This is a genomic window from Sphingomonas sp. ATCC 31555, from assembly GCF_000282895.1.
Taxonomy (GTDB): Bacteria; Pseudomonadota; Alphaproteobacteria; order Sphingomonadales; family Sphingomonadaceae; genus Sphingomonas.
Genome location: NZ_ALBQ01000002.1, coordinates 1 through 23,167, shown reverse-complemented (window position 1 = coordinate 23,167; position 23,167 = coordinate 1). Strand labels below are relative to the sequence as shown.

The following is a 23,167-nucleotide window of genomic DNA, read 5'->3' as shown; positions in this document are numbered from 1 at the left end:
CAGCACCTCAACCGCTACCCCCCGCACGCGCGCCGCAGCCCGCCGCAGACGCGCAGCTATTGCAGCGTTGTCGTAGTGCGGATCGCCTCCATCATGCCGGGCAGCCAGGACGCGCCGTCACGCAGTCGGAAGGTGTTGGCATAGGCCCAGGCGCAGCTCTGCACTCCGATCGACGCATAGGCGGCGGAAACGGTGCCGTAATAGAGAATGCGCTGCGCCAGCGGAACGCCAGGATCGTCATTGGCGCCATACTCGCCGACGAACACCTGCCGACCGGTACGCTGCATGTAGGCGCGAACTGCCGCCAGATTGGCGTCGAGCTCGCGCAGATCGGCCGCACTGCCGAAGCTCCGTCCGAGCGGCGGCACCCGGCCCGGGGCAAGCCAGGTCGCATTCTGGTGAGTAAAATCGAACGGATCATAGGTGTGGATCGTCACCACCAGCCGCGGGTCGTCCGGTAGTTGCAGCGTCGCCAGCGACGACACCCCACTCCAGTTCTGCCCGCCGACGACGACCGCGCGCGTCGGATTGGTCGCGCGCACTTGCGCCAGCGCCGGGGTTAGGATGCCGAGCAGGTTGCTGTCGTTGAGCGCGCCATTGGGCTCGTTCATCAGCTCGAACCAAACGCTGGCTTCGGGCTCGTCAGCGAAGCTCGCTGCGATCTGCTTCCACAACATCGCAAACCTTTCTGCATGGGCAGCGGGCGCAGTGGCCATTTCGTCATAATGGTGAAGATTGAGTAGCACGTTGAGCTTGGCAGCTCGCGCGGTGTCGACCACGTGCCGCACGCGCGCGAGAAACGCCGCATCAATCGTATAGGGCGCTGCAGCCATTGCATGGTTCGACCAGCGCACCGGCAGGCGGATCGTGTCGAAGCCGGCTGCCTTGATGATCGCGAAATCACCGTCGACAATCGCGCGTCCCCAGGCGCCTTCGACCGGCGCCTCGAGATGATTCCCCAAGTTGACACACTTGCCGATAGGGATCGCCACGCCGGCGGTGGGGCGGAACGCGGCGGCGGGGGTGTAGCTCGCCATCGGGGCCGCGGGCGTCAACGAAGGACTCGGTGTCGGCAACGGCGTGGGTGTCGGGCTCGGGGCCGGCGGCGTAATGGTGCCGCCAGCAGTTCCGCCGCCGCCACATGCCGCCAGCACCGCAAGCGCAACGCACGCGATCATTGCACGCTGTTTCATCCGGCATCTCCCCTGATCGGCCGGTTGCTTCGGCTGCTAAGTCGCAGTGTCGCTGAAGCGACGGCGAAAATCAACGGCTTGCCGCAGCACTACCCCCGTCGTGGACCTCCGAACTTCGTCGTGGTCTGCTTGCCGAACCGCGTCTTGCGCGTGCCCGGCTTACCCTCGTTCGAGCGTCCCATGATCGGCGCCTTGCGCTCGCCCTCGGGCAGGCCGAGTTCCTCCGCCTCCAGCGATCGAATCTCATCGCGCAGGCGGCCGGCCTCCTCGAACTCCAGGTTGGCAGCCGCATCGCGCATCTTCTTCTCGAGCTCCTCGATGTACGCGCGCAGATTGTGGCCGACCATGTGCGGACGGTCCGCATCTATCTCCACGGTGACGCCGTCCTTCGAAGCGACATGGGCAATGATGTCGCCGATATTCTTCTTCACCGTCTCCGGCGTGATCCCATGCTCGAGGTTATACGCCATCTGCTTCTCGCGTCGGCGGCCGGTCTCGGCAAGCGCGCGTTCCATGCTGCCGGTCATGCGATCGGCATAGAGGATCACGCGGCCCTCAACGTTACGCGCGGCGCGACCGATCGTCTGAATCAGAGATGTCTCGGAACGCAGAAAGCCTTCCTTGTCGGCATCGAGGATAGCGACCAGCCCGCATTCGGGGATGTCGAGGCCCTCGCGCAGCAGGTTGATGCCGATCAGCACGTCGTACACGCCCATCCGCAGGTCGCGGATCAGCTCGATGCGCTCCAGCGTCTCGGTGTCCGAGTGCATGTAGCGGACCTTCACGCCCGCCTCGTGCATATATTCGGTCAGGTCCTCGGCCATCCGCTTGGTAAGCGTGGTGACGAGCGTGCGATAGCCCTTGGCCGCGGTCGCCTTGCACTCCTGGATCAAGTCCTGCACCTGCTCCTCGACCGGCCGGATCTCCACCGGCGGATCGATCAGCCCGGTGGGGCGGATCACCTGCTCGACGAACACGCCGCCGGTGCGCTCCATTTCCCAGTCGCCGGGGGTGGCCGAGACATAGGTGGTCTGCGGCCGCATCGCGTCCCATTCGTTGAAGCGTAAGGGCCGGTTGTCGATCGCGCTCGGCAGCCGGAAGCCGTACTCGGCGAGCGTCAATTTGCGCTTGTGGTCGCCGCGCGACATGCCGTTGATCTGGCCGATCGTCTGGTGGCTCTCGTCGACAAAGAGCAGCGCGTTTTCGGGCAGATACTCGAACAGCGTGGGCGGCGGCTCGCCGGGCAGGCGGCCGGTGAGGAAGCGGCTGTAATTCTCGATGCCCGCGCAGGAACCCGTCGCTGCGATCATCTCCAGGTCGAAATTGGTGCGCTGCTCCAGCCTCTGCAGTTCCAGCAGCTTGCCCTCAGCCTCCAGTTCCTTCAGCCGTTCGGCAAGTTCGTGGCGAATGCCCTCCATTGCCTGCTTGAGCGTCGGCCCCGGCGTCACATAATGGCTGTTGGCATAGACGCGCACCGAATTAAGGCTCGCCACCTTCTTGCCGGTGAGCGGATCGAACTCGACGATTTCTTCGATCTCGTCGCCGAAGAAGCTGATCCGCCAGGCGGTATCCTCATAGTGGGACGGGAACAGCTCAAGATTGTCGCCGCGCACGCGGAACGCGCCGCGCCCGAAGGCGGCATCGTTGCGCTTATACTGGAGCGCCACCAGCTTGCGGATGATCTCGCGCTGGTCGACCACCTGGCCCTTCTTCAGGTCGAAGATCATCGCGGAGTAAGTCTCGACCGAGCCGATGCCATAGAGGCATGAAACCGAGGCCACGATAATAACGTCATCGCGTTCAAGCAGCGAGCGGGTGGCCGAGTGGCGCATCCGATCGATCGCCTCGTTGATCGAACTTTCCTTCTCGATATAGGTATCCGACCGCGGCACATAGGCTTCGGGCTGGTAATAGTCATAATAGCTGACGAAATACTCGACCGCGTTTTCTGGGAAGAAGCTCTTGAACTCGCCGTAGAGCTGCGCGGCGAGGATCTTGTTGGGCGCGAGGATCAGCGCGGGGCGCTGCAATTCCTCGATCACCTTGGCCATGGTATAGGTCTTGCCCGAGCCGGTGACGCCGAGCAGCACTTGATCACGCTCGCCGGCGCGCGCCTGCTCGACCAGTTCCGGAATAGCAAAGCGCTGGTCGCCGGAGGGCTGATAGTCGGAGACGAGCTTGAATGTCTTGCCGCCCTCGGCCTTTTCCGGGCGCTGCGGGCGGTGAGGGATGAAGCTCTGCCCGGTTTCGGGCTCCGCGAGATTGGTCCGAATCTGAATGGCCATGGCAGCCAATATGGGGAGACGCGGCAGAGCTGAAAAGCCGCGCCCCGTCCCCTTTTTGTTCAGGCAGTGACGGCCGCACCCGCGTGGCGGCGGCGAAGCACACCACCGACCAGCCCAAAGCCGCCAATCAGCATCGCCCAGTTCGCCGGCTCGGGCACCGCCGTCGTACCAAGCGCGAAGGTGACGTTGTCCATTTGGATACCAGGCGCCGTCACCTGGACGGTGAAGCGCGTCAGATCGGTGAGGTTGAGCGAGACGGTCTGCAGCCCAGGCGTGAGATCGAGATTGAACAGCCCGGAACCCGAGCCGCTCAATGTCTCGTAGCTGAACGTCATCGGCCCGCCATTGCCGGCGTTCATCACATCGGCGATGTCGAAGCGCAGCAGATCGAAGGCGGTGCCGCCGACTGCGCTGATCGTAAGATCGCCGGTAAAAGAGGGAGCGAGCGTCGCGCCACCGGGATTGGCATTGGCCGCCGCGCCAGCCCCCCAGGTGAAGAAACCGAACGTGTTCGACATCGCGAACTTCAGCCCCTTCTCACTATAAGGCCCGCTAACACTGTGGTTGGCGGCGTTGGTAAGTGGCGTAAAGGTGATGACCTCCGCCGCGTTCGCGGCGATGGGCAGCGCCAGACAAGCCGCCGCGATCGGCGCAAGCAATTGTCGCATGATATCCCCTCATCTTCTCTGTCGAGCATGGCTAGTTTACCATGAGAAACATCTGCAGATCGAATCCTAAATATCTGCAGCGGAGTCCTATTTCAGGATCTGATCGAGCTATAGGCGATCCGCCACATCACTATCCCGATACCCGCCGCCGCCGCTGCGACGGCGATTCCAAGTGCGGTCTTGGCGGCAAGTCCCAGCAACCAGCTTCGCGTATCGATAGGGGCGATAGTGAACAGGCCGGTGCCGTGCCCCTGCACGCCAGCAAAAAGGCCCAGGCCAAGCAGACCAATGAGCCAGGCGGCATGACGGCCGCGGCGAAATCCGCACGCGTGCAACGCCAACCAGATCGGTCCGGCGACCGCCGTCAGCGCAACCGCGACACACAGAGCGCCGACCATCCCGCCGGCAAGCAGCCCGGCTGGCGAACGCTGGCCGCTGGCCAGCAGCAGCGCCAGGATCAGCAATCCGCCCAGCACACTGCCCGCCGCTATCGCCCTGCCCGCGCGATCGATAGTTGTCTGATAGTCGCCGCCCATATGCCCCGCACCCTTGAGGGCATTTTAGGACCGCCAAGCAGAGCGCTCAAGATCAGCGGAACCGGTCGAACGCGCCCTCAGCACGGCATTTCGCGATACCTTGATCGCTCGCGGGGGCGCCGCGGACGCCGATCGCTGGTACCTCGAAACTCTGCCCGATCGTGCGATCGACGAAGTGCCTAGAGTTGGCCCCGCCACAACGGAGCATCGCTGCCAGCATGTTCGGCGGGGTGCGATAGGCTTCCCAGGAGAGCCGAAAGGTGCCCCAATGGACCGGCAGAGCCCAGGGTCGGCCGAGCTCTTCCCAGACCCGAATCGCATCGCGCGGGCCGATATGCGCGTCTGAAGCCATTTGTCCCGGCTTGAAGCGGAACGCGCCGATGGGAATGGCAGCGAACCGCACCGGGCCCAATGCCGCCGCCTCCTTGGGCCATCTGCCGTCGCCCCACCCAGTATCGCCGGCGAAGAACAGGTTGCCACCCGGCAGCGTTACCACGAAACCGGACCAGAGCGCGCGGTTGCGATCGGCGAACCAGCGACTGCTCCAATGGTGATTACGCGTCACCACCACGTTGATGCCGGGGCGCAGCGTCAGCCGCTGTCCCCAGTCCAGCCCGCGCGCCGGCAGGCCCGCTTGCCCGATCACGCTGTCATTGCCCAGGCCGGTAACGATCATTGGCCGATCACGCTGCCACAGCGCCTTCAGCGTAGTCAGATCGAGATGGTCATAGTGATTGTGGCTGACGACAATCAGATCGATCGCGGGCAAATCGGATAGCTTGACGCCGGGGGCCGCAACGCGGCGGGGGCCGTATCCGAACGGCCCGGCAGCCTCGCTCCATACCGGATCGGTGAGGATGTTGAGGCCCTGCGTCTGGATGAGCACGGTGGCATGACCGATCCAAGTCACCCTCATCGCCTGTCCGGCCACCCGCGCCGGGGGCCGGCTGGGGATCACCGGCACATGTGTGGGCCAGGGCGGCTGGCGTCCCGCGCTCGAAATGCGATGGGCGAGGAACACGAAAGCGAGCGCCGGTGCGGGTGCCGTCCCGCCGTCCGGGTTGGCAAAACGCTCCCCATCGAAATGCCCGGTCTCAGCGCCGCGATAGTAGATGCGGTCCAGAAAGGGGGGCACCAGCGTAAGGAACAAGCACAGCGTCACCACGAACCAGAGCAGCGCCCCAAAAATTACCTTCACCATCATCGCAATACGCATGGGTTTACGTGATGGCCGCAAAGCCCCTTGCGATCAACCGCCCCCATCCCCTAGCGCAGAGCCATGACGCTGCCCCGCACGCCAGAGGATGCCGCCGCCAAACTCGCTCGCCTCGCTGCCGAGATCGCGCACCATAACCGTCGCTATCACGACGAGGATGCGCCCGAGATCAGCGACGCGGACTTCGACGCGCTCGTCCGGCAGAATGCCGAGATCGAAGCCGCCTTCCCGGAGTTGATCCGTGCCGACTCGCCCTCGCGGCAGGTGGGTGCCCCGTCCACCGGGCCGCTCGCCAAGATTGCCCATGCCCGACAGATGTTCAGCCTCGATAACGGCTTCTCGGAGGAGGATGTTGCCGATTTCCTCGGCCGCGTCCGCCGCTTCCTCAAGCTGCAGGAAGACGCGCCCGTCGAGCTCACCGCCGAGCCGAAGATCGACGGCCTCTCCTGCTCGCTGCGCTACGAGAATGGCGAACTGGTCCAGGCACTGACTCGCGGAGACGGCCGGATCGGGGAGGATGTGACCCCCAACGTCCGCACGATACGAGACATTCCCCAGCACATCGAAGGGGCGCCGCCGGTGTGCGAGGTGCGCGGCGAAGTCTATATGGCCAAGGCCGATTTCGCGGCGCTCAACGCTCGACTGCTTGCCGAAGCGCTGGAGACGGGCAAGGAGGCGCGCCAGTTCGCCAATCCGCGCAACGCCGCCGCCGGGTCGCTTCGCCAGAAGGATTCCGCGGTTACTGGGCTGCGGCCGCTGCGCTTCCTCGCCTGGGGTTGGGGCGAACTGAGCGAACCGCTCGCGGAAAAGCAGTACGAAGCGATCGACCGTATCCGGGTCTGGGGCTTCCCGGTCTCCGACTTGTTCGTCCGCGCCCCCACGCTGACGGATGCGCTGGTCCAGTACCGCGCTATCGAGACGCGCCGCGCCGACCTGCCGTTCGATATCGATGGCGTGGTCTACAAGGTTGATCGCCTCGATTGGCAGGAGCGGCTCGGCTATGTCGGCCGTGCGCCGCGTTGGGGCCTTGCCCATAAATTTCCGGCCGAACGGGCGCAGACCACGCTGCAGGCGATCGACATCCAGGTCGGCCGCACCGGCAAGCTCACGCCGGTCGCGCGGCTGGAGCCGGTGACGGTGGGCGGCGTCGTCGTCAGCAACGCGACGCTGCACAATGCCGACGAGATCGCCCGCCTCGGCGTGCGGCCCGGCGACCGCGTGATCCTCCAGCGCGCAGGCGACGTGATCCCTCAGATCATCGAGAACCTTACGCGCGACGAGCCACGCTCCGATTGGCATTTCCCGACCCATTGCCCGATCTGCGCCTCCGAAGCGGTGGCCGAGGAAGGCGAGGTCGATGTCCGCTGTACCGGCGGGCTGATCTGCCCGGCACAGCGGCTGGAGCGGCTCAAGCATTTCGTCAGCCGCGGCGCCCTGGATATCGACGGGCTGGGCGAAAAAACGCTGATCGAACTGATCGCCCTCGGCTGGATTGCCGAGCCCGCCGACATTTTTCGCCTAGCCCGTCACCGGGGAGCGCTGCTGGGTCGCGAAGGCTGGCAGGAAAAGTCGGTCGACGGCCTGCTCGCTGCAATCGAAGCGAAGCGGGCACCCGATGCCGCACGACTGCTGTTCGGCCTCGGCATCCGCCACATCGGTGCGATCACCGCACGCGACCTGCTTAAGCGCTATGTGATGCTTGCCGCGCTGGAGACGCTGGCAGACGAACTGATCGCGCTGCGCGACGCGACTCCGCCGGCGATCGGAGAAACCGAGGCTCGGCACCGCACCCGGCTAGACAAAGCGATCGCCGAGCGGATCGGTGTAGAGAATGTCGGCGCCGCCGTCGGCCATGCACTCGCCGACTTCTTTCATGAGCCACACAATCGCGCCGCCTGGACCGATCTGCTGGGGGAAGTGGCGCCGCCGCCTTTCCTGGTGGAGTCCCGCGACTCGGAAGTGACCGGCAAGACGCTGGTGTTCACCGGCACGCTGGAAACGCTCAGCCGCGACGAAGCCAAGGCGCAGGCTGAACGCCTCGGCGCACGCGTCGCCGGTTCGGTATCTGCCAAGACGGACCTTGTCATCGCCGGCCCGGGGGCCGGTTCTAAGCTGAAAAAGGCTGCTGATCTGGGCGTTCGGGTGATCAGCGAAGCGGATTGGTTGGCGATCGTAACCGCTTCGGAGTGATGCGTTTTTGCAACGCACCATTGGGGAACGTTCCGCGCGTATTGACTGTCACAATTCCGCAATCAAAGCCGAGCAGGGGGCAGCCAGACAGATGGCGTTAAACGCCGCGACTGGCAGCCACAGGCTCAAAAAGGGAACTCTCGATGCGAACGCACTATCTTGCAGGCGTGGCAGCTGCCGCGCTGCTCATTCCGGTTGCCGCGCACGCGCAGGAAACCACCTCCACCATCCGCGGTACCGTGACGGCTGATGGCGCTCCGGTACCGGATGCGACGGTTGTCGCGACCAATGCAGCATCGGGAACCCGCTCCACGGCCCGCACCGATTCCACCGGTACGTTCACGCTTACCGGTCTGCGCGCGGGCGGCCCGTACACGGTCGAAGTAACCGCGGCGAACTATTCGAATTCGTCGGTGACGGACATCTATACCATCGCCGCCCAGTCGTTCGATCTTCCGATCGAACTGGTTGCCCAAGGCCAGGAAATCGTCGTCACCGCCAGCACCGTCCGCGGTGCGCGCTCGATCTCGCAGGGGCCGGCAACTGTGCTCTCCGCCGAGCAGATCGCCAACGTCGCCAGCCTTAACCGTGACATTCGCGACCTGTCGCGGCGCGATCCGTTCGCGCGGCTGGACGATACCCCCACGGGCGGCCGCGCGATCTCGTTCGCGGGCCAGAATGCGCGCTACAACCGCTTCACGGTCGACGGCGTGCCGATCACGGACAATTTCGGCCTTAACACCGATGGTTTGCCCAGCCGCCGCTCGCCGATTCCGCTCGACGCGATCGGCCAGTTCCAAGCCAAGGTTGCGCCGTATGACGTGCGCGAAGGCAATTTCCAGGGCGGCGCGATCAACATCGTACTGAAGTCCGGCACCAATGAGTTCCACGGCAGCGGTTTCTACGCACGCTCGGGTGACGAATTCGTCGGCAACAAGACCAAGGGCGTGACGGTCAATGTCCCGAACTTCAAGGTCGACAACTTCGGCGCCGAGCTCAGCGGTCCGATCATCAAGGACAAGGTGTTCTTCATGGTCGCCGGCGAGCGTCTGCGCGGCGGCCGCCCCATCGTCGAAGGTCCCGTCGGGAACAACGGTGGCACGGTCATCCCGGGCGTGACCCAGGCGCAGATCGATCGCATCAGCGCGATCGCGAACAGCGTTTATAACTACAACACCGGCGGCGTGCTGCGGGATTCGGGCGACAAGGACGACCGTGTCGTTGCACGTATCGACGCCAACATTAGCGACAAGCAGCGCATGTCGGTGACGTACACCTACGCCAACGACGCCATCAACCTGCTCAACAACACCTTCACCAACCAGCCGTACGGCCTTGGTCTCGCTTCGAACGCCTATATTCAGGGCAACCGTCTGCACACCGGCGTCGTGCAGCTGAACTCGGACTGGTCGGACGACTTCTCGACCGAAGCTCGCGTGTTCTACAAGAACTACACGCGCATCCAGGATCCGCTGTTCGGTCGCGGTTTCGCGCAGTTCCGCGTCTGCTCCAACGAAACGTCGACTCCGCTGACTGTCAGCGGATCGTCGCTGACGGCGTGTGAAAACAACGCGGCAATCGTGTCGTTCGGTCCCGACAGCTCGCGCCAGACCAATCAGTTGAAGACTGATACCTGGGGCGGCTTGTTCCAGGTTCGCGTGACCAAGAACGACCACGACCTGCGGCTTTTCACCGAAATGCAGTTCGTCAGCGTCTTCAACTCGTTCCTGCAGAACAGCGCCGGCAACTATTACTTCGACTCGATCGCGGACCTGCAGAATCGCACTGCCAACCAGATGTCCTATGGCAATGCGATCCCGTCCCTGGTTCCGAACGATGCGGCAGCGAACTTCTCGTACCAGAGCTACACGTTCGGCATCATGGATTCGTGGCGCGTCACCCCCACGCTGAACGTCAGCTATGGCATGCGCTACGATCTGTACGGGATGCACAGCACGCCGGCGCGTAGCGCTGCGTACACGGCGCGCTTCGGTTCGGGCGCGATCGTTAATGGTCAGTATCGCACAATCGGGTCGAACAACGCCAACTTCTCCGGTCTGGGCCTCTTCCAGCCGCGTATCGGCTTCGACTGGCAGCCGGTTCCGCGGGTGAGCATCCGTGGCGGCGGCGGCATCTTCGGCGGCGGCACGCCCGACGTTTATGTGTCGAACAGCTTCTCGAACACCGGCGTTCTGACGAACTCGGTGCAGATCAACCGCACTGCGACCGGCTTCTCGGGCGCCACTACCAACGCCGCGATCGGCAACGCGGCGCTGTCGAACGTGAGCGGGACCTCGATCCCGGGGGCGGTCAACACGCTGCTCACCAACGCGACGGTCGCGACGAACGCCACCGTCAACGCGCTGGATCCGCAGTTCAAGCTGCCGTCACAGTGGCGCGCTACGCTGACCGGTGAATACTCGGTCGACGGATGGACGTTCGGCGCGGACTTCCTGTACTCGAAGGTTCGCAACCAAGTGTACTTCACCGACATCCGTTCGCAGCCGATCGCCGGTTCGCTGACGCCGGACGGCCGCCAACGCTACCAGAACATCATCGATGGCGCGGGCAGCACCAACACCAACACCGACATCTTCCTGACCAACACCAACAAGGGTCGCGCGCTGATCGCCATCGCCCGCTTTGACAAAAGCTGGGACTTCGGCGTCAACATCAACGGCAGCTTCACCTATCAGGACGTAAAGGACCAGTCGCCGGCGACGTCATCAACCGCAGGTTCGAACTATAGCAACGGCGCGTTCGTTGATCCGAACAACGTGGCCTATGGCATCTCCAACGATCAGGTGAAGTACTTCTTCAAATATGGCGCAACCTTCGAACGCGCTTTCGTTGGGGACTACAAGACCACCTTCTCCCTGTTCGGCGAAACGCGCATCGGCCATCCGTTCAGCTATACCTTCCAGGATTTCGGCAGCGGCCGATCCTCGGTGTTCGGCACGACCGGCGTGAGCTCAGGCACCGGCGCTGGCGGAAACCGCTATCTGATGTACGTTCCGACAGTGAACGATCCGCTCGTGTCGTACAGCAGCTCCGAAGTGCGCAATGCGGTGAACGCGTTCATCGACGCGTCCGGCCTTGGCAAGTACCGCGGCCAGATCGCACCGCGTAACGCCTTCAACTCGAAATGGTTCACCCGCATCGATCTCCACGTTGCACAGGAACTGCCGACCGGCCTGGGCAAGTCGCGCGTGACCATCTTCGGCGATATCGAAAACTTCACCAACTTCCTCAACAAGAACTGGGGCCAGACCCGCGAGTACGTGTTCCCGTACAACGCGGCCGTGGTTCGCGTGCAGTGCCTCACCACCAGCGGCAACCCCGATGGCGCGGGCACGGTGGCGACCAGTGCAGCACAGCCCTGCGCTCAGTATCGCTACTCGCCGGCTGGCGGCTCGACGACCTTCACCGCGCCCACGGATCAGGTCTATGCGAACCAGTCGTTGTACTCGATCCGCATCGGCGCCCGCTTCACCTTCTGAGCGGCACCGTTCGACCACCTTCGGAATGCCGGGCGCCAAACGCGCCCGGCATTTTTTTTGCTCACCGCGCGCGGCGGTGATAGATGCGCGCCGTGGCAAAGACTTCGCTTCCGCAGACCAGCGCCCGGACCTTGGGCCTTTCCAAGCCCGACCTGTTTTCTCGCCCCTTCTTCGAAGACAAGGGGCGGGCCTTCTGGATCCTCCAGGCAACCGGCTGGAGCGGCTATCTGCTGCTGCGCTCGGTCTCGTCGATCTCTAACGGCTTTTCGGTCGAAGGAATCATCAAGGCGATTATCGAGGCGATCGTCGGCTATTGCCTCACGCTGCTGCTCTCCGCGCTGTACGGCTTCTACCGCAGCCTGCCGCGAATCCCTGCGATCCTGCTCACCTTGGCCACACTGGGTGCGGGTACGATTCTCTACGCGGTGCTGGAGGCCTTCACCTATTCGTTCACCGCAGCGGAGCCGGGCATTACCGTCGCCCGTGTAATCGGCTACAGCTTCCTCACCTTCACAGTGCTGGCGGGCTGGTCGGCGCTTTATTTCGGCATCAATTTCTATCTGATCGTCGAACAGCAGATCGATCAGATGCAGATTCTAGAAAGCCAGGCGTCGAGCGCGCAGCTGGCGATGCTGCGGTACCAGTTGAACCCGCACTTTCTGTTCAACACGCTAAACTCGATCTCCACCCTGGTCCTGCTCAAGCAGACCGAGCGGGCCAATGTGATGCTGTCCCGCCTCTCCTCCTTCTTGCGCTACACGCTGGCGAATGAGCCGACCGCCCACGTCACGCTGGCGCAGGAGATCGAGACGCTGAAGCTTTATCTCGAGATCGAGAAGATGCGCTTCGACGAGCGGTTGCGCACTCATTTCGAGCTCGACCCACGCGCCGCCAAGGCGCGGTTGCCGTCGCTGCTGCTGCAGCCCTTGGTCGAAAATGCCATCAAATATGCCGTCAGTCCGCAGGAAGAGGGCGCGGATATCACCGTCTCGGCTCGGCTCACCGGCGATAGGGTGCAGATCGCCGTGTCCGATACGGGTCCGGGATTGATCGAAGCGCGCCCGAGGCCGACGCTTTCCACTGGCGTGGGGCTCGCCAATATTCGGGAACGGTTGGCACAGGCTTTCGGGCCTGACCATCGTTTCGACACTCGAACGAAACCCGGGGAAGGTTTCAGCGTTGAGATCGAAATACCGTTCCAGCTTGAGGAACCGAACCGAGAGGCCGCATGACCATCCGTACCATCCTCGTTGACGACGAATCTCTGGCGATCCAGGGACTCGAGCTCCGGCTCCAGGAGCATGAGGATGTCGAAATTATCGACAAATGCTCCAATGGCCGCGAGGCTATTCGATCGATCAAAACGCATAAGCCGGACCTCGTCTTTCTCGACATCCAAATGCCCGGGTTCGACGGATTTTCCGTCATCCAGGGACTGATGGAGGTGGAACCGCCGCTGTTCGTGTTCGTCACCGCCTATTCGGATCACGCGATCCGAGCGTTCGAGGCGCAGGCAGTGGATTATCTGATGAAGCCGGTTGAACCGGCCCGGCTTGCCGACACGCTCGATCGCGTCCGCCAGCGCCTCACCGAGAAGCGGGGCGTGGAGGAAGTGGAGAAGCTGAAGGAAGTGCTGGCGGAAGTCGCGCCCGACGCCGTGGACGATATCGCCAGCGGCGACGGTACCGAGCCTGCCTCTAACCGCTTCGAAAAGCTCATCAACATCAAGGATCGTGGCCAGATCTTCCGCGTCGATGTCGACACGATCGAGCGGATCGACGCGGCCGGCGACTACATGTGCATCTACACCGGCGACAACACCCTGATCCTGCGCGAGACGATGAAGGATCTGGAAAAGCGACTCGATCCGCGCCGGTTCCAGCGGGTGCACCGCTCGACCATCGTCAACCTCGATCTGGTTCGCCAGGTGAAGCCGCACACCAATGGCGAGTGCTTCCTGGTGCTCGATTCGGGCGCGCAGGTGAAGGTGTCACGGTCGTACCGCGACGTTGTCGCGCGCTTCGTGCATTGAAGACGGGGGCCGCTGGCACATGGTCCGGCGGCCCCTGCCCGCTCAAGCGAAGAGTTCGCCAAGAAACTGGATCATCGCTTGCCAGCTGCGTCTGTCGGCGCGGGGTTCGTAGGCAATCGCCGGGTTGGGACTGTCCTTGCGGCTTAGATCCGTAAAGGCGTGGCCGGCATGGCCATAGGCGTGGAGCTGCCAGTCGGCACCGCGATCGGTGAGTTCCTGGGCAAGGGCGACCGTAGCATCGGGCGGCGCGAGCGGATCGTCCCAGCCATGGCAGACCAGCAGCTTCGTAGCGATCGGTGCCTCGGCGGGCAGGTCTGGCCGGTCGTACACGCCGTGGAACGAGACGCCGCCCAGGATCGGCAGCCCCGCACGTGCCATGTCGAGCACACATTTGCCGCCGAAGCAGAAGCCGATCGCTGCGATCCGGGCATGGTCCACCAATGCCAGGCCGGCCAGGGCGGCCAGCGACGCTGCCAGACGGTCCCGTAACAGGCCGCGATCCGCGTTCAGTTCCTCCATATAGCGGGCATAGCCGGGATCGCCGCCGACAGTGCGCTTGCCCTGGCCATAGACGTCGGCGACCAGCGCGACATAGCCGAACCCGGCCAATGCCTCGGCCTTCTCGACATCAGCATCCTTCGCGCCGAACACATTGGGCAGCACCAGCACGGCCGGGCGGGTGCCGCCCACCGCGTCGTTCCACACCAAGCTTCCCTCGAAGGGGCCGCCCGGGCCATCATAGACCAGCGTCTGCCGAACCATCGCGTCGTCTCCTGCGCTTGTCCCTGTCGCCCATGTCGCTAAGGACGGCGGCATATCGATGCAAGGAGATCGCCCATGCCCACCCTCGTTCTGATCCGCCACGGCCAGTCGGCCTGGAACCTGGAGAACCGCTTCACCGGCTGGTGGGACGTCGATCTGACCGAACAGGGCGTGCGCGAAGCCACCGCCGCCGGCACGCTGATGAAGGACAAGGGCCTGGACTTCGACCTGTGCTTCACCAGCTTCCAGAGCCGCGCTATCAAGACGCTGCACCTCGCGCTGGAGGCGATGGACCGGCTTTGGCTGCCGGAGGAGAAGGACTGGCGGCTGAACGAGCGCCATTATGGCGGGCTGACCGGCCTCGACAAGGCGGAGACCGCCGCCAAGCATGGCGACGCCCAGGTGAAGATCTGGCGCCGCAGCTTCGACGTGCCGCCGCCGCTGCCGGAAGCGGATTCGCCCTGGGACCTGGCCAAGGATCCCCGCTATGCCGGCATCCCGATCCCGCAGACCGAAAGCCTGAAGGACACGATCGCCCGCGTGCTGCCCTATTGGGAGCAGCGCATCGCCCCCGAGCTGAAGGCCGGCAAGCGCGTGCTGATCGCCGCCCATGGCAACTCGCTGCGCGCACTGGTCAAGCACCTGTCGGGCATCCCGGACGATGAGATCGTCAGCCTGGAAATCCCCACCGGCCAGCCGATCGTCTACCAGCTGGACGACGCGCTGAACGCCACCGACCGCTACTATCTGAACGAACGTTGACCTGGCCTGCCCGGCGCCATCGCGGCGCCGGGCGCCTTGGCCATTGCCCTAGCGGCACGGCGCCACTAACAAGCCGCCTTCCCTTCCCAAGAGCGGCAGGCAATGGCGGACGCACCACTCATCGGCATCATCATGGGCAGCACCTCCGACTGGGAGACGATGCGCCACGCAGCCGACATCCTGATCGAACTGGGCGTACCGCACGAAACCCGGGTGGTTTCCGCCCACCGCACCCCGCAACGGCTGTACGACTATGCCCATGGCGCCGCAGACCGCGGGCTGAAGGTGATCGTCGCCGGGGCCGGCGGCGCGGCGCACCTGCCCGGCATGGCGGCGGCGATGACTCACCTGCCGGTGCTGGGCGTGCCGGTCGAATCCAAGACGATGAAGGGCATCGACAGCCTCTATTCGATCGTCCAGATGCCCGGCGGCATTCCCGTCGGCACGCTGGCGATCGGCAAGGCGGGCGCGAAAAATGCGGGGCTGCTCGCCGCCGCGATCCTCGCCACCGCCGACGAAGCACTTGCCGAGCGGCTCAAGGCCTGGCGCACCGCCCAGACCGAAAGCGTCGCGGAGGAACCGGCATGAGCGACGTGCTTCCCCCCGGCTCCACCATCGGGATCCTCGGCGGCGGCCAGCTCGGCCGGATGATCGCGGTCGCAGCGGCCCAGCTCGGCTATCGCACGCATGTGCTGGCCCCGGACGAGGAAAGCGTCGCCGCGCAGACCGCCTCGAGCTTCACCCGCGCCGATTATCACAGCCATATCGTGCTCGACGAACTGGCGAGCCACGCCGACGTGGTGACGTACGAGTTCGAGAATGTCGCGCTGGCGCCGGTCGCGCATCTCGCGGCGAAGGTACCGGTCCGACCAGGCGCCAAAAGCCTGGAAATCGCGCAGGACCGCGCCAACGAGAAGTCGTTCGTGGCGGAGCTTGGCGGCCGCACCGCGCCTTGGGCGCTGGTCACCACCCGCGACGAGCTCCACGACGCTATTGCCAAGATCGGCGCCCCCTCGATCCTGAAGACGCTGCGGCTCGGCTATGACGGCAAGGGCCAGGTGCGGCTGCACGACGCGTCCGAGGCCGAGGCCGCCTGGGCGGCGATCGGCGAGCGGCCGGCGATCCTGGAAGGCTTCGTCAGCTTCAGCCACGAATTTTCGATCATTACGGTGCGCGGGCTCGACGGCACGCTGGCCAGCTATCCGCCGCCCTGGAACGAGCACAAGGACGGCATCCTCGCCCGCTCCACCCTGCCCGCCCCCGCCGAGATCGCCCGCCACTGGACCGAGGCGGCGGCACTCTCCGGCCGCGTCGCCGAGGCGCTGGGCCATATCGGCGTGCTGACCTGCGAGTTCTTCGCGACCGAGCAGGGCCCGGTGTTCAACGAAATGGCGCCGCGCGTCCACAATAGCGGCCACTGGACGATCGAGGGCGCCGAGACCTCGCAATTCGAGAACCATGTCCGCGCGATCTGCGGCCTGCCGCTCGGCTCGACGGCGCTGACCGGCAGCCATGTCGAGATGGAAAACCTGATCGGCGACGAGGCGGATCGCTGGCCCGAACTGCTCGCCGAGCCGGGCACCCATCTCCACCTCTACGGCAAGGGCCAGGCCCGGCCCGGGCGCAAGATGGGGCATGTGACGCGGGTGAAGCGGGGCTGATCCGCGCCACCGCGGGATAGCTGCATAAATTGCGAAGTTTAGGAAGTTTAGGCTCGTGCGCGATCTTGGCGGCGGTGACGGCGCTGTGTCATCGGCTGGGATGAGACCTGAAGTTTAGGAAGTTTAGGGTCTCACGCGGTTTTGCGGATGGACTGCGACCCTGCTGCCACCCTCACCCTCCCTCTACCGAGGGGAAAGGGAGCGAGGGAGCCACGGAGCGGCGGAAGGGCGAGGGTGGTCGAGCGAAAGGCGCGCTACCCGCCACGACGTGAAGTTCAGGAAGTTCGGGCTCGCGCGCATCTGTGCGGCGAGGGATGATGAGCGGACGACGTCAAAGAGCGGCGGCCGTTACGGGCCAAGAGAACATATAAAGAACGATACGCCCGATGCAAGGCCTGGCCCGATGGGCCGTTCGCTGTGCGGCTGGGCAAGCGCTCCGCCTTGGCAGTTCAATTGCCCTGGGAGTCGACGACGAAAACCTCGGGCTTGCCCCGCGACAAGGGATCCCAGCCGGCGGACAGAGCGGACCGGACGCAGCGCGCGATCGTCGCGTCGTCCAGCTGGAGACGGCCACGCGGCAGCCCCTTCAGCAGGCGCTTGGGCGCCGGAAATTCCAGCCAGGCTTCGCGCTTGGCATCGCGCTGGAGAACCGCGATGGTCATCCCCTTCCAGCCTTCGTCGTCCGACAGATGGGGCTCGCGCTGCAGACGCCAATCATAGGTCACGCCATCCAGATCGATGGCACCGCTGGTGCTCAGGGATTTCGACATGGCGGGGCCTTAGCACGCTCGCCCCGCAAAGGCACAGGGGCTGGATGCGGTACGCCGCCGCAGGATCGCTGCACGGATTGCGAAGTTTAGGAAGTTTAGGCTCGTGCGCAGTTTTGGGGGGTGTGAAGGCCTATGGCTTCGACGAAGTGGGGCCGAAAGTTTAGGAAGTTTAGGGTCTCGCGTCGTTTCGCGGCGGGATCGTCGCACATGCGAGCGGCACGGTTTGCCCCATCCCCCTCACCCTTCCCGCTCCCATAAGGGAGGGAGCCGCGGAGCGGCGGAAGGATCAAGGGACTGTATCCCGCAAAGTCCAAGACGTTCAGGCTCGCGCGCCGGGATGCGGCGAAGACGATGGGTGGACGACGTCAAAGAGCGCGGTCGTGGAGACCGTTAGAACATATATGGAACAATGGCCAAACGACTAGGTCCGCACAGGCAAGAAGTCAGCAGCCGTCCCAGTTGGCGAACAGCTTCAGATAGTCGGCGAATGGCTCAAGCCCCATCTCCGCCCGCAGGGCCGGCACCCTGGCTTCATCTTCGAGCGGCTGGGCGACGCGCCTGCCATCCTTGCACGTCACTTGCGTCGCGTAGCGCTGCTTGCCGGATATCTTGAGCATGATGCGGTCATAGAGGTATGCGTAGTTGCGCTTGTTCACCTCGCCCGAAGCGACCAGCGGCGTCATCAGGCGCAGTGCGCGCAGCTGGAACGCCGGGTCTGCATCGGCATGCTGGACGAGCAGCCACGCCGCATTGGATCCGGCGGTGCCGGCTTGGGCAATGGTCGGCCAGCCGCCTCGATCGACCTGCGCCTTCAGCCATCCCGTGTTGGCGCGATCGTGTTCGAAACCAGCGACCATGAAATAGGCGTCGAGCACCGACCGGGCACCGCTGGAAAGACGTGGCGCATCCGCCAATTCCCCTTGCCCCCAATTGGCAGCCTTTCGCAGCACCTGTTCCCCGACCACCCGCACGAGCAATTGCTCTTCCAGTGTCGCGCCATGCCGGAGCGAGGTGCCGCGCTCCGTGAGCCGCAACGCAAGCAGGAAGCTCGAAGCAACCGGCCGCGCCTCCTGCAGGTCGCGCTGAAAGTCAGCCCATGTCGCGGCGGAGCGCGTCTGCACGGAGTTCGCCATCATCACGGCACCGCACTGCAGATCGCGCGGCCCGGTTTCCGAAAGGTCCGCTTGCATGATTCCCATCGACGCAAGCTCTTCGCGCGTGCGCGCCACGCCCTCCTCGTAACATCGGCTCATCCATGCTTCGATTGCCGCATAGGCCTGCACCTCCGCCGGACCGGCATCCGGGAAGCGGCCGCGCATCCAGCCGAAATCGCCGGGGTCAAATCTGCCTTGGTGGAAGTACGGCGCCAAAGCAGGCGGTGGATCGGATGCCGCCGGCAGCAGGATGGCGGCCGCACACAGCGCAAGAGCCCGTTTGATCCGCATCCCTACACCCCCCCTGAGCCTAGAGACTAGCCTGGGATGGCATGCAGAGCTATCAGGTTTGGCGGCTGCGCGCCCCGTCCTTGCATGGACGTGGATCGCACAGAAGAAGAAGCGGTGGCTGCCCGCGAACCGCCACCATTCCCGCGCGGGCGAGCATGGATTTGCCGCTGTGCCGGAGGCAAGAACCGCAGATTCAGCGCCAGTGGATCCCCGCCTGCGCGGGGATGACCACCTATCTGGCCGGGATTTGCGGAAAACGCCCCTGCTATCCCCGCCCCAGCTCCACCCGATCCGCGAGCCGCGCCACGGCAGCCGCGTGAATGCCCTGCGTCGTCGCGAGCACGCCATAGGCCTCGCCCGAGGGGGTGTTGAACGCCAGCGTCTGGCCCAGTGCATCGGTAACCGCCGCCCCGGCCTCGCGGGCCAGCAGCACCGCCGCGGCGATGTCCCATTCATGGCCCCAGCGCAGCGTGGCGACCAGATCGGCTTCGCCCGCCGCGACCATGGCGATGCGCAGCGCAATCGAATTGGGCTTGGGGACCATCACCAGATCGCGATCGACCTTGGGGAGTTGGTCCGCCGGCACGCGGGCGCCGGGCAGGTCAGCCCGCTCGGCGGCGCGCAGCGGCTTGCCGTTGCGCCAGGCGCCGACGCCGGCCAGCGCGGTCCACACTTCGCCCCGCGCCGGTGCGTCGAGCACACCGATGATCGGTTGGCCGCGCTCCACCAGCGCGATCGAGACGGCCCAGCCGGGCCGCCCGCGCAGATAATCGCGGGTGCCGTCGATCGGATCGACCACCCAGATGCGATCGGCCGAAAGCCGATCGGCATTGTCCACCGTCTCTTCGGAAAGCCAGCCGGCATCGGGCACCAGCCGCTGCAGCCGTTCGCGCAACAACGCATCCACTTCCAGATCGACGGCGCAGACCGGGTTGCCCGGCGCCTTTTCCCAGCGCGCGAAGTCGCTGCGCCAGCGCAGCATCGCGTGCTGCGCCGCCTGGCCGGCGACCCTGGCGATCTGAGCAGCGAGTTCACGCACCGGCGATCGTCATCCCGTCGATGCGCAGCGTCGGCGCGTTGATGCCGTAGCGGAACTCCAGATCGTTCGCCGGCGTGAGCGCACGGAACATGTCCTTGAGGTTGCTGGCGATGGTGACTTCGGAAACGGGCACGGTGATTTCGCCCTTTTCGATCAGGAAGCCGGCGGCGCCCCGGCTGTAATCGCCGGTGACCCCGTTCACGCCCTGGCCGATCAGCTCGACCACCAGCAGGCCATAGTCGATCTCGCCGATCAGCGTTTCGGGCGGAATCGTGCCCGCTTCCATATAGAGGTTGCTGGGCGAGACGCCGGGCGCGCCGCCGCCGCCGCGGGTGGCATGGCCGGTCGGCTCGAGCCCGAGCTGGCGGGCGGCGGCGCTTTCGAGCAGCCAGCTTTCCAGCATCCCGTCGCGGACGATCTGCATGCGGTTGACCGGCAATCCTTCGCCGTCAAAGGGCCGCGAGCGGAGGCCGCGCGGGCGATGGGGATCGTCCCAGATCGTCACGCCGGGAGCGAAGATCCGCGTGCCCAGCGCATCGAGCAGGAAGCTGGTGCGGCGGGTGATCGCCGCGCCGGAAATCGCGCCGATCAGATGGCCGAGCATGCCCGAGGAGACGCGGCGATCGAACACCACCGGCATCGCGCCGCTGGGGATCTTGCGCGGGTTGAGCCGGGCGACGACGCGCTCGCCGGCGAGACGGCCGATCGCTTCCGGCGATTCGAGCAGCGCGGCGTGGCGGGCGGAGTGATGGGCATGATCGCGCTCCATCGCGCCGCCGCTGCCCGCCAGCACGCTGGCGGAGATGCCGTGGCTGGTCTGGGCGAAGGCGCCGGCGAAGCCGTGGCTGGTGGCGAGGGCGAGCTGGACGCGGCTGGCGCCGGCCCCCGCGCCTTCGCTGTTGGTGACGCCGGGGACGGCGCGGGCGGCTTCCTCGGCGGCGAGAGCGCGGGCCTTGAGCGCGGCGGGTTCCACCTCGGCCCCGTCGTCGAGATCGAGATGCGGCGGGGCGCCGTGGAGCAGGCGATCTTCGGGCGCGAGGCCGGCCCAGCGGTCTTCCGGGGCTTCGCGCGCCATGGCGACGGCGCGCTCGACCAGCGTGGCGAGGGCGTCGTCGCTCAGATCGCTGGTCGACACGCTGGCCGAGCGGCGGCCGACGAACACGCGCAGATCGAGCTCGGCGGATTCGGAGCGCTCGACATCCTCCAGCGCGCCCATGCGGACGGAGACCGACAGCGAGCGATCAGCGGAGAAGACGGCGTCGGCGGCGTCCGCCCCGGCACGGCGCGCGCGCGCAACGGCATCGGCGGCGCGCTCCAGGGCGTGTTCGTTGTTCAGCATCGGCGGGACTTAGGGTTGCCGCGGCACAAAATCAAAGTCCGGACATCCCCACCACCGCGCAGGCGGCGAGCATCAGGAAGCCGGTATCGCGATTGGCACGGAAGCGGCGCAGCGCGTTGGCGCCGTCGGCGGGCGTGAGCGTGACGATCTGCCAGAAGAGATGCAGCGCGGCGGGCAGCAGCGCGAGCAGCGCCAGCGGATCGGGACGGACGGTCCAGAACGCCATGGCCCAGAGCGCCAGCGCGAGGGCATAGAGCAGCGCCACGCCGCCGCGGACCTGCGTGCCCATCCGCCGCGCCGAGGAACGGACGCCGACGATCGCATCGTCCTCCACGTCCTGCAGCGCATAAATGGTGTCGTAGCCGATCACCCACAGGATGGTGCCGGCATAGAGCCACCATCCGGCCCCCTGGCGGCTGGCGAACGCGCCCGCGGGATCGCCCGCGACGAAGCCGACCAGCGCGCCGGAGCCGAAGACGATGCCGAGGAACGCCTGCGGCCACCAGGTGATGCGCTTCATGAACGGATAGGCGGCGACCACCGGCAATGTCGCCAGCGACCAGAGCTTGGCGGGCCAGGGCATCGCCAGCCACACGCCGAAGCCGATCGCCAGCAGGACGCCGAGCCAGATCCACGCCGCGCGCATCGAGACCGCGCCGCTGGGCAGCGGGCGGCTGCGGGTACGCTCGACCTGCGCGTCGAGATCGCGATCGACGATGTCGTTATAGACGCAGCCCGATCCGCGCATCGCGATTGCGCCGAGCAGCATCGCCCCGATCCGCCAGCCGCCGCCATCGGGCAACCCGGAGAGCAACGCCCCCCAGGCGCAGGGCAGGAACAGCAGCCACCAGCCGATCGGCCGGTCGAAGCGGGCGAGCAGCGCATAGGGCCGCCAGCGGCGCGGAAGCAGACCGAGCAGGCCGCGATGCTCGGTATCGGGGACGATGGGGGAAGCGCCGGTCATGCCCCGCCTGCTGCCACAATCGCAGCGCGGCGCCCAAGCTGAAATTTTTCGGCATACTCCTGCGACAATCGCCGGCTAGCCGCGAGCGCTTGGTATCGGGTGGAGGCAGAAGATGCGGATTCAGGTGATCGCCGGGTTGTTGCTGGTGCTGGCGAGCGGGGCGCAGGCACAGGATGGCCCGCCGCCGCCGGGCGGTGCCGGTGGACCCGGCGGTCCCGGCGGACCCGGCGGGGGACCGCGAGGGGCGCTGTTCATCAGCCCCATGGGCGAGCCGTTTCGCGGCAAGCCGGACGGCCCTGCGCCCAAGGACGCCTGGTTCGACGGGGCGGATGCGAATCACGACGGCGCACTGACGCTGGACGAGTTCCGCGCCGATGCGGTGCGCTGGTTCAAGATCCTCGACCGCAAGGCGGACGGCGAAGTCGATCCCGGCGATATCGAAGTGTACGAAACCGTGCTCGCCCCCGAAGCGCGCGGCGGCGGATTCGAAGGCGGTGGCCCGGCGTTGAGCAGCGACGGCAAGGAGAAGACGGCCGCGGTCGGCTCCACCCGGATCCTGAGTGGGCTGGCGCGGTTCAACTATCTGGGCAGCCCGGAACCGGTGACCGCCGCCGACATGACGCTGAACGGCGGGGTGACGCCCAACGAATTCCTGAGCGCCGCCAAGCGCCGCTTCGACATGCTCGACACCGATCATGACGGCCGCATCACCAAGAAGGAACTGCCCGAGCTGAACCCCGGCGCGATGCGGCGGCGGCGGGGCGGTGGCGGCGGCAGGCCGGGTGGCGGGCCGCGCGGCGGCGGC

At 65.6% G+C, this 23,167-nt stretch carries 19 protein-coding genes; 8 read left to right on the top strand and 11 right to left on the bottom strand.

What is annotated here, in order from left to right:
* Nucleotides 1-56: 56 nt before the first annotated feature.
* The 5 genes from B215_RS0100585 to B215_RS0100565 form a co-directional block, all read right to left on the bottom strand.
* The gene (locus tag B215_RS0100585; RefSeq protein WP_236704555.1) at nt 57-1,193 is read right to left on the bottom strand and encodes a glycoside hydrolase family 5 protein; all 1,137 of its coding nucleotides are present in this window, start codon (nt 1,191-1,193) and stop codon (nt 57-59) included.
* Nucleotides 1,194-1,282: 89 nt separating this feature from the next.
* Nucleotides 1,283-3,478: an excinuclease ABC subunit UvrB gene (gene uvrB / locus B215_RS0100580; RefSeq protein ID WP_019367680.1), complete on the bottom strand. Its 2,196-nt coding sequence runs from the start codon at nt 3,476-3,478 to the stop codon at nt 1,283-1,285.
* A 59-nt stretch (nt 3,479-3,537) separates the two neighbouring features.
* On the bottom strand, nt 3,538-4,146 hold the full coding sequence (locus B215_RS19320) for a PEPxxWA-CTERM sorting domain-containing protein (RefSeq protein ID WP_058805493.1): 609 nt from the start codon (nt 4,144-4,146) through the stop codon (nt 3,538-3,540).
* A 92-nt stretch (nt 4,147-4,238) separates the two neighbouring features.
* Nucleotides 4,239-4,682, bottom strand: coding sequence for a hypothetical protein (locus B215_RS0100570; RefSeq protein ID WP_019367678.1), 444 nt, complete (start codon nt 4,680-4,682; stop codon nt 4,239-4,241).
* A 52-nt stretch (nt 4,683-4,734) separates the two neighbouring features.
* Nucleotides 4,735-5,898 carry an MBL fold metallo-hydrolase gene (locus B215_RS0100565; protein ID WP_019367677.1) on the bottom strand — a complete coding sequence of 388 codons (1,164 nt, stop codon included), beginning with the start codon at nt 5,896-5,898 and terminating at the stop codon, nt 4,735-4,737.
* 63 nt (nt 5,899-5,961) lie between these two features.
* Here B215_RS0100565 and ligA point away from each other — a divergent pair, with 63 nt between their 5' ends.
* The 4 genes from ligA (at nt 5,962) to B215_RS0100545 (ending at nt 13,620) form a co-directional block, all read left to right on the top strand.
* On the top strand, nt 5,962-8,088 hold the full coding sequence (ligA, locus tag B215_RS0100560; RefSeq protein ID WP_019367676.1) for an NAD-dependent DNA ligase LigA: 2,127 nt from the start codon (nt 5,962-5,964) through the stop codon (nt 8,086-8,088).
* A 143-nt stretch (nt 8,089-8,231) separates the two neighbouring features.
* A complete protein-coding gene (locus B215_RS0100555; RefSeq protein WP_019367675.1) occupies nt 8,232-11,588 on the top strand; it encodes a TonB-dependent receptor in 3,357 nt (1,118 codons plus the stop codon).
* Nucleotides 11,589-11,671: 83 nt separating this feature from the next.
* Nucleotides 11,672-12,820, top strand: coding sequence for a sensor histidine kinase (locus tag B215_RS0100550; protein ID WP_019367674.1), 1,149 nt, complete (start codon nt 11,672-11,674; stop codon nt 12,818-12,820).
* The gene (locus tag B215_RS0100545; protein ID WP_019367673.1) at nt 12,817-13,620 is read left to right on the top strand and encodes a LytR/AlgR family response regulator transcription factor; all 804 of its coding nucleotides are present in this window, start codon (nt 12,817-12,819) and stop codon (nt 13,618-13,620) included. The genes B215_RS0100550 and B215_RS0100545 overlap by 4 nt, the downstream gene beginning before the upstream one ends.
* A 42-nt stretch (nt 13,621-13,662) precedes the next feature.
* On the opposite strand, the gene B215_RS0100540 is transcribed toward B215_RS0100545, so the two are convergent.
* A complete protein-coding gene (locus tag B215_RS0100540; RefSeq protein ID WP_019367672.1) occupies nt 13,663-14,382 on the bottom strand; it encodes a dienelactone hydrolase family protein in 720 nt (239 codons plus the stop codon).
* Between the two features lie 75 nt (nt 14,383-14,457).
* Here B215_RS0100540 and gpmA point away from each other — a divergent pair, with 75 nt between their 5' ends.
* The 3 genes from gpmA to B215_RS0100525 all read left to right on the top strand — a co-directional run bounded on the left by gpmA (nt 14,458) and on the right by B215_RS0100525 (nt 16,805).
* Nucleotides 14,458-15,144, top strand: coding sequence for a 2,3-diphosphoglycerate-dependent phosphoglycerate mutase (gene gpmA, locus B215_RS0100535; protein WP_019367671.1), 687 nt, complete (start codon nt 14,458-14,460; stop codon nt 15,142-15,144).
* A gap of 102 nt (nt 15,145-15,246) precedes the next feature.
* Nucleotides 15,247-15,732 (top strand): 5-(carboxyamino)imidazole ribonucleotide mutase, encoded by a 486-nt coding sequence (purE, locus tag B215_RS0100530; RefSeq protein WP_019367670.1) that lies wholly within the window; start codon nt 15,247-15,249, stop codon nt 15,730-15,732.
* On the top strand, nt 15,729-16,805 hold the full coding sequence (locus B215_RS0100525; RefSeq protein ID WP_019367669.1) for a 5-(carboxyamino)imidazole ribonucleotide synthase: 1,077 nt from the start codon (nt 15,729-15,731) through the stop codon (nt 16,803-16,805). Before purE ends, B215_RS0100525 begins: the two co-directional genes overlap by 4 nt.
* Nucleotides 16,806-17,254: 449 nt before the next feature.
* Here the strand turns inward: B215_RS0100525 and B215_RS0100520 are convergent, their stop codons facing one another.
* The 5 genes from B215_RS0100520 to ubiA all read right to left on the bottom strand — a co-directional run bounded on the left by B215_RS0100520 (nt 17,255) and on the right by ubiA (nt 22,362).
* Nucleotides 17,255-17,575, bottom strand: coding sequence for a hypothetical protein (locus tag B215_RS0100520; protein ID WP_019367668.1), 321 nt, complete (start codon nt 17,573-17,575; stop codon nt 17,255-17,257).
* Nucleotides 17,576-18,018: 443 nt separating this feature from the next.
* Nucleotides 18,019-18,894 (bottom strand): DUF6624 domain-containing protein, encoded by an 876-nt coding sequence (locus B215_RS0100515; protein WP_236704556.1) that lies wholly within the window; start codon nt 18,892-18,894, stop codon nt 18,019-18,021.
* Nucleotides 18,895-19,285: 391 nt separating this feature from the next.
* The gene (locus B215_RS0100510) at nt 19,286-20,002 is read right to left on the bottom strand and encodes a 3'(2'),5'-bisphosphate nucleotidase CysQ (RefSeq protein WP_236704557.1); all 717 of its coding nucleotides are present in this window, start codon (nt 20,000-20,002) and stop codon (nt 19,286-19,288) included.
* A gap of 49 nt (nt 20,003-20,051) precedes the next feature.
* A complete protein-coding gene (locus tag B215_RS0100505) occupies nt 20,052-21,398 on the bottom strand; it encodes a TldD/PmbA family protein (RefSeq protein WP_019367665.1) in 1,347 nt (448 codons plus the stop codon).
* A gap of 31 nt (nt 21,399-21,429) precedes the next feature.
* The gene (gene ubiA, locus B215_RS0100500) at nt 21,430-22,362 is read right to left on the bottom strand and encodes a 4-hydroxybenzoate octaprenyltransferase (RefSeq protein ID WP_019367664.1); all 933 of its coding nucleotides are present in this window, start codon (nt 22,360-22,362) and stop codon (nt 21,430-21,432) included.
* Nucleotides 22,363-22,474: 112 nt separating this feature from the next.
* On the opposite strand from ubiA, the gene B215_RS19315 reads away from it, so the two are divergent.
* Nucleotides 22,475-23,167, top strand: a 693-nt coding sequence (locus B215_RS19315; protein WP_019367663.1) for an EF-hand domain-containing protein, incomplete at its 3' end; no start/stop codon positions are given.

Coding starts and splice junctions, on each gene's coding strand:
- B215_RS0100505 (WP_019367665.1), bottom strand. CDS start 21,398: ATGCTGAACAACGAACACGCCCTGGAGCGCGCCGCCGATGCCGTTGCG.
- B215_RS0100510 (WP_236704557.1), bottom strand. CDS start 20,002: ATGCTGCGCTGGCGCAGCGACTTCGCGCGCTGGGAAAAGGCGCCGGGC.
- B215_RS0100565 (WP_019367677.1), bottom strand. CDS start 5,898: ATGCGTATTGCGATGATGGTGAAGGTAATTTTTGGGGCGCTGCTCTGG.
- B215_RS19320 (WP_058805493.1), bottom strand. CDS start 4,146: ATGCGACAATTGCTTGCGCCGATCGCGGCGGCTTGTCTGGCGCTGCCC.
- B215_RS0100515 (WP_236704556.1), bottom strand. CDS start 18,894: ATGCGCGGCCGCTTCCCGGATGCCGGTCCGGCGGAGGTGCAGGCCTAT.
- ubiA (WP_019367664.1), bottom strand. CDS start 22,362: ATGACCGGCGCTTCCCCCATCGTCCCCGATACCGAGCATCGCGGCCTG.
- B215_RS0100540 (WP_019367672.1), bottom strand. CDS start 14,382: ATGGTTCGGCAGACGCTGGTCTATGATGGCCCGGGCGGCCCCTTCGAG.
- gpmA (WP_019367671.1), top strand. CDS start 14,458: ATGCCCACCCTCGTTCTGATCCGCCACGGCCAGTCGGCCTGGAACCTG.
- B215_RS0100555 (WP_019367675.1), top strand. CDS start 8,232: ATGCGAACGCACTATCTTGCAGGCGTGGCAGCTGCCGCGCTGCTCATT.
- B215_RS0100520 (WP_019367668.1), bottom strand. CDS start 17,575: ATGTCGAAATCCCTGAGCACCAGCGGTGCCATCGATCTGGATGGCGTG.
- B215_RS0100545 (WP_019367673.1), top strand. CDS start 12,817: ATGACCATCCGTACCATCCTCGTTGACGACGAATCTCTGGCGATCCAG.
- uvrB (WP_019367680.1), bottom strand. CDS start 3,478: ATGGCCATTCAGATTCGGACCAATCTCGCGGAGCCCGAAACCGGGCAG.
- B215_RS0100525 (WP_019367669.1), top strand. CDS start 15,729: ATGAGCGACGTGCTTCCCCCCGGCTCCACCATCGGGATCCTCGGCGGC.
- purE (WP_019367670.1), top strand. CDS start 15,247: ATGGCGGACGCACCACTCATCGGCATCATCATGGGCAGCACCTCCGAC.
- B215_RS0100585 (WP_236704555.1), bottom strand. CDS start 1,193: ATGAAACAGCGTGCAATGATCGCGTGCGTTGCGCTTGCGGTGCTGGCG.
- B215_RS0100570 (WP_019367678.1), bottom strand. CDS start 4,682: ATGGGCGGCGACTATCAGACAACTATCGATCGCGCGGGCAGGGCGATA.
- ligA (WP_019367676.1), top strand. CDS start 5,962: ATGACGCTGCCCCGCACGCCAGAGGATGCCGCCGCCAAACTCGCTCGC.
- B215_RS0100550 (WP_019367674.1), top strand. CDS start 11,672: ATGCGCGCCGTGGCAAAGACTTCGCTTCCGCAGACCAGCGCCCGGACC.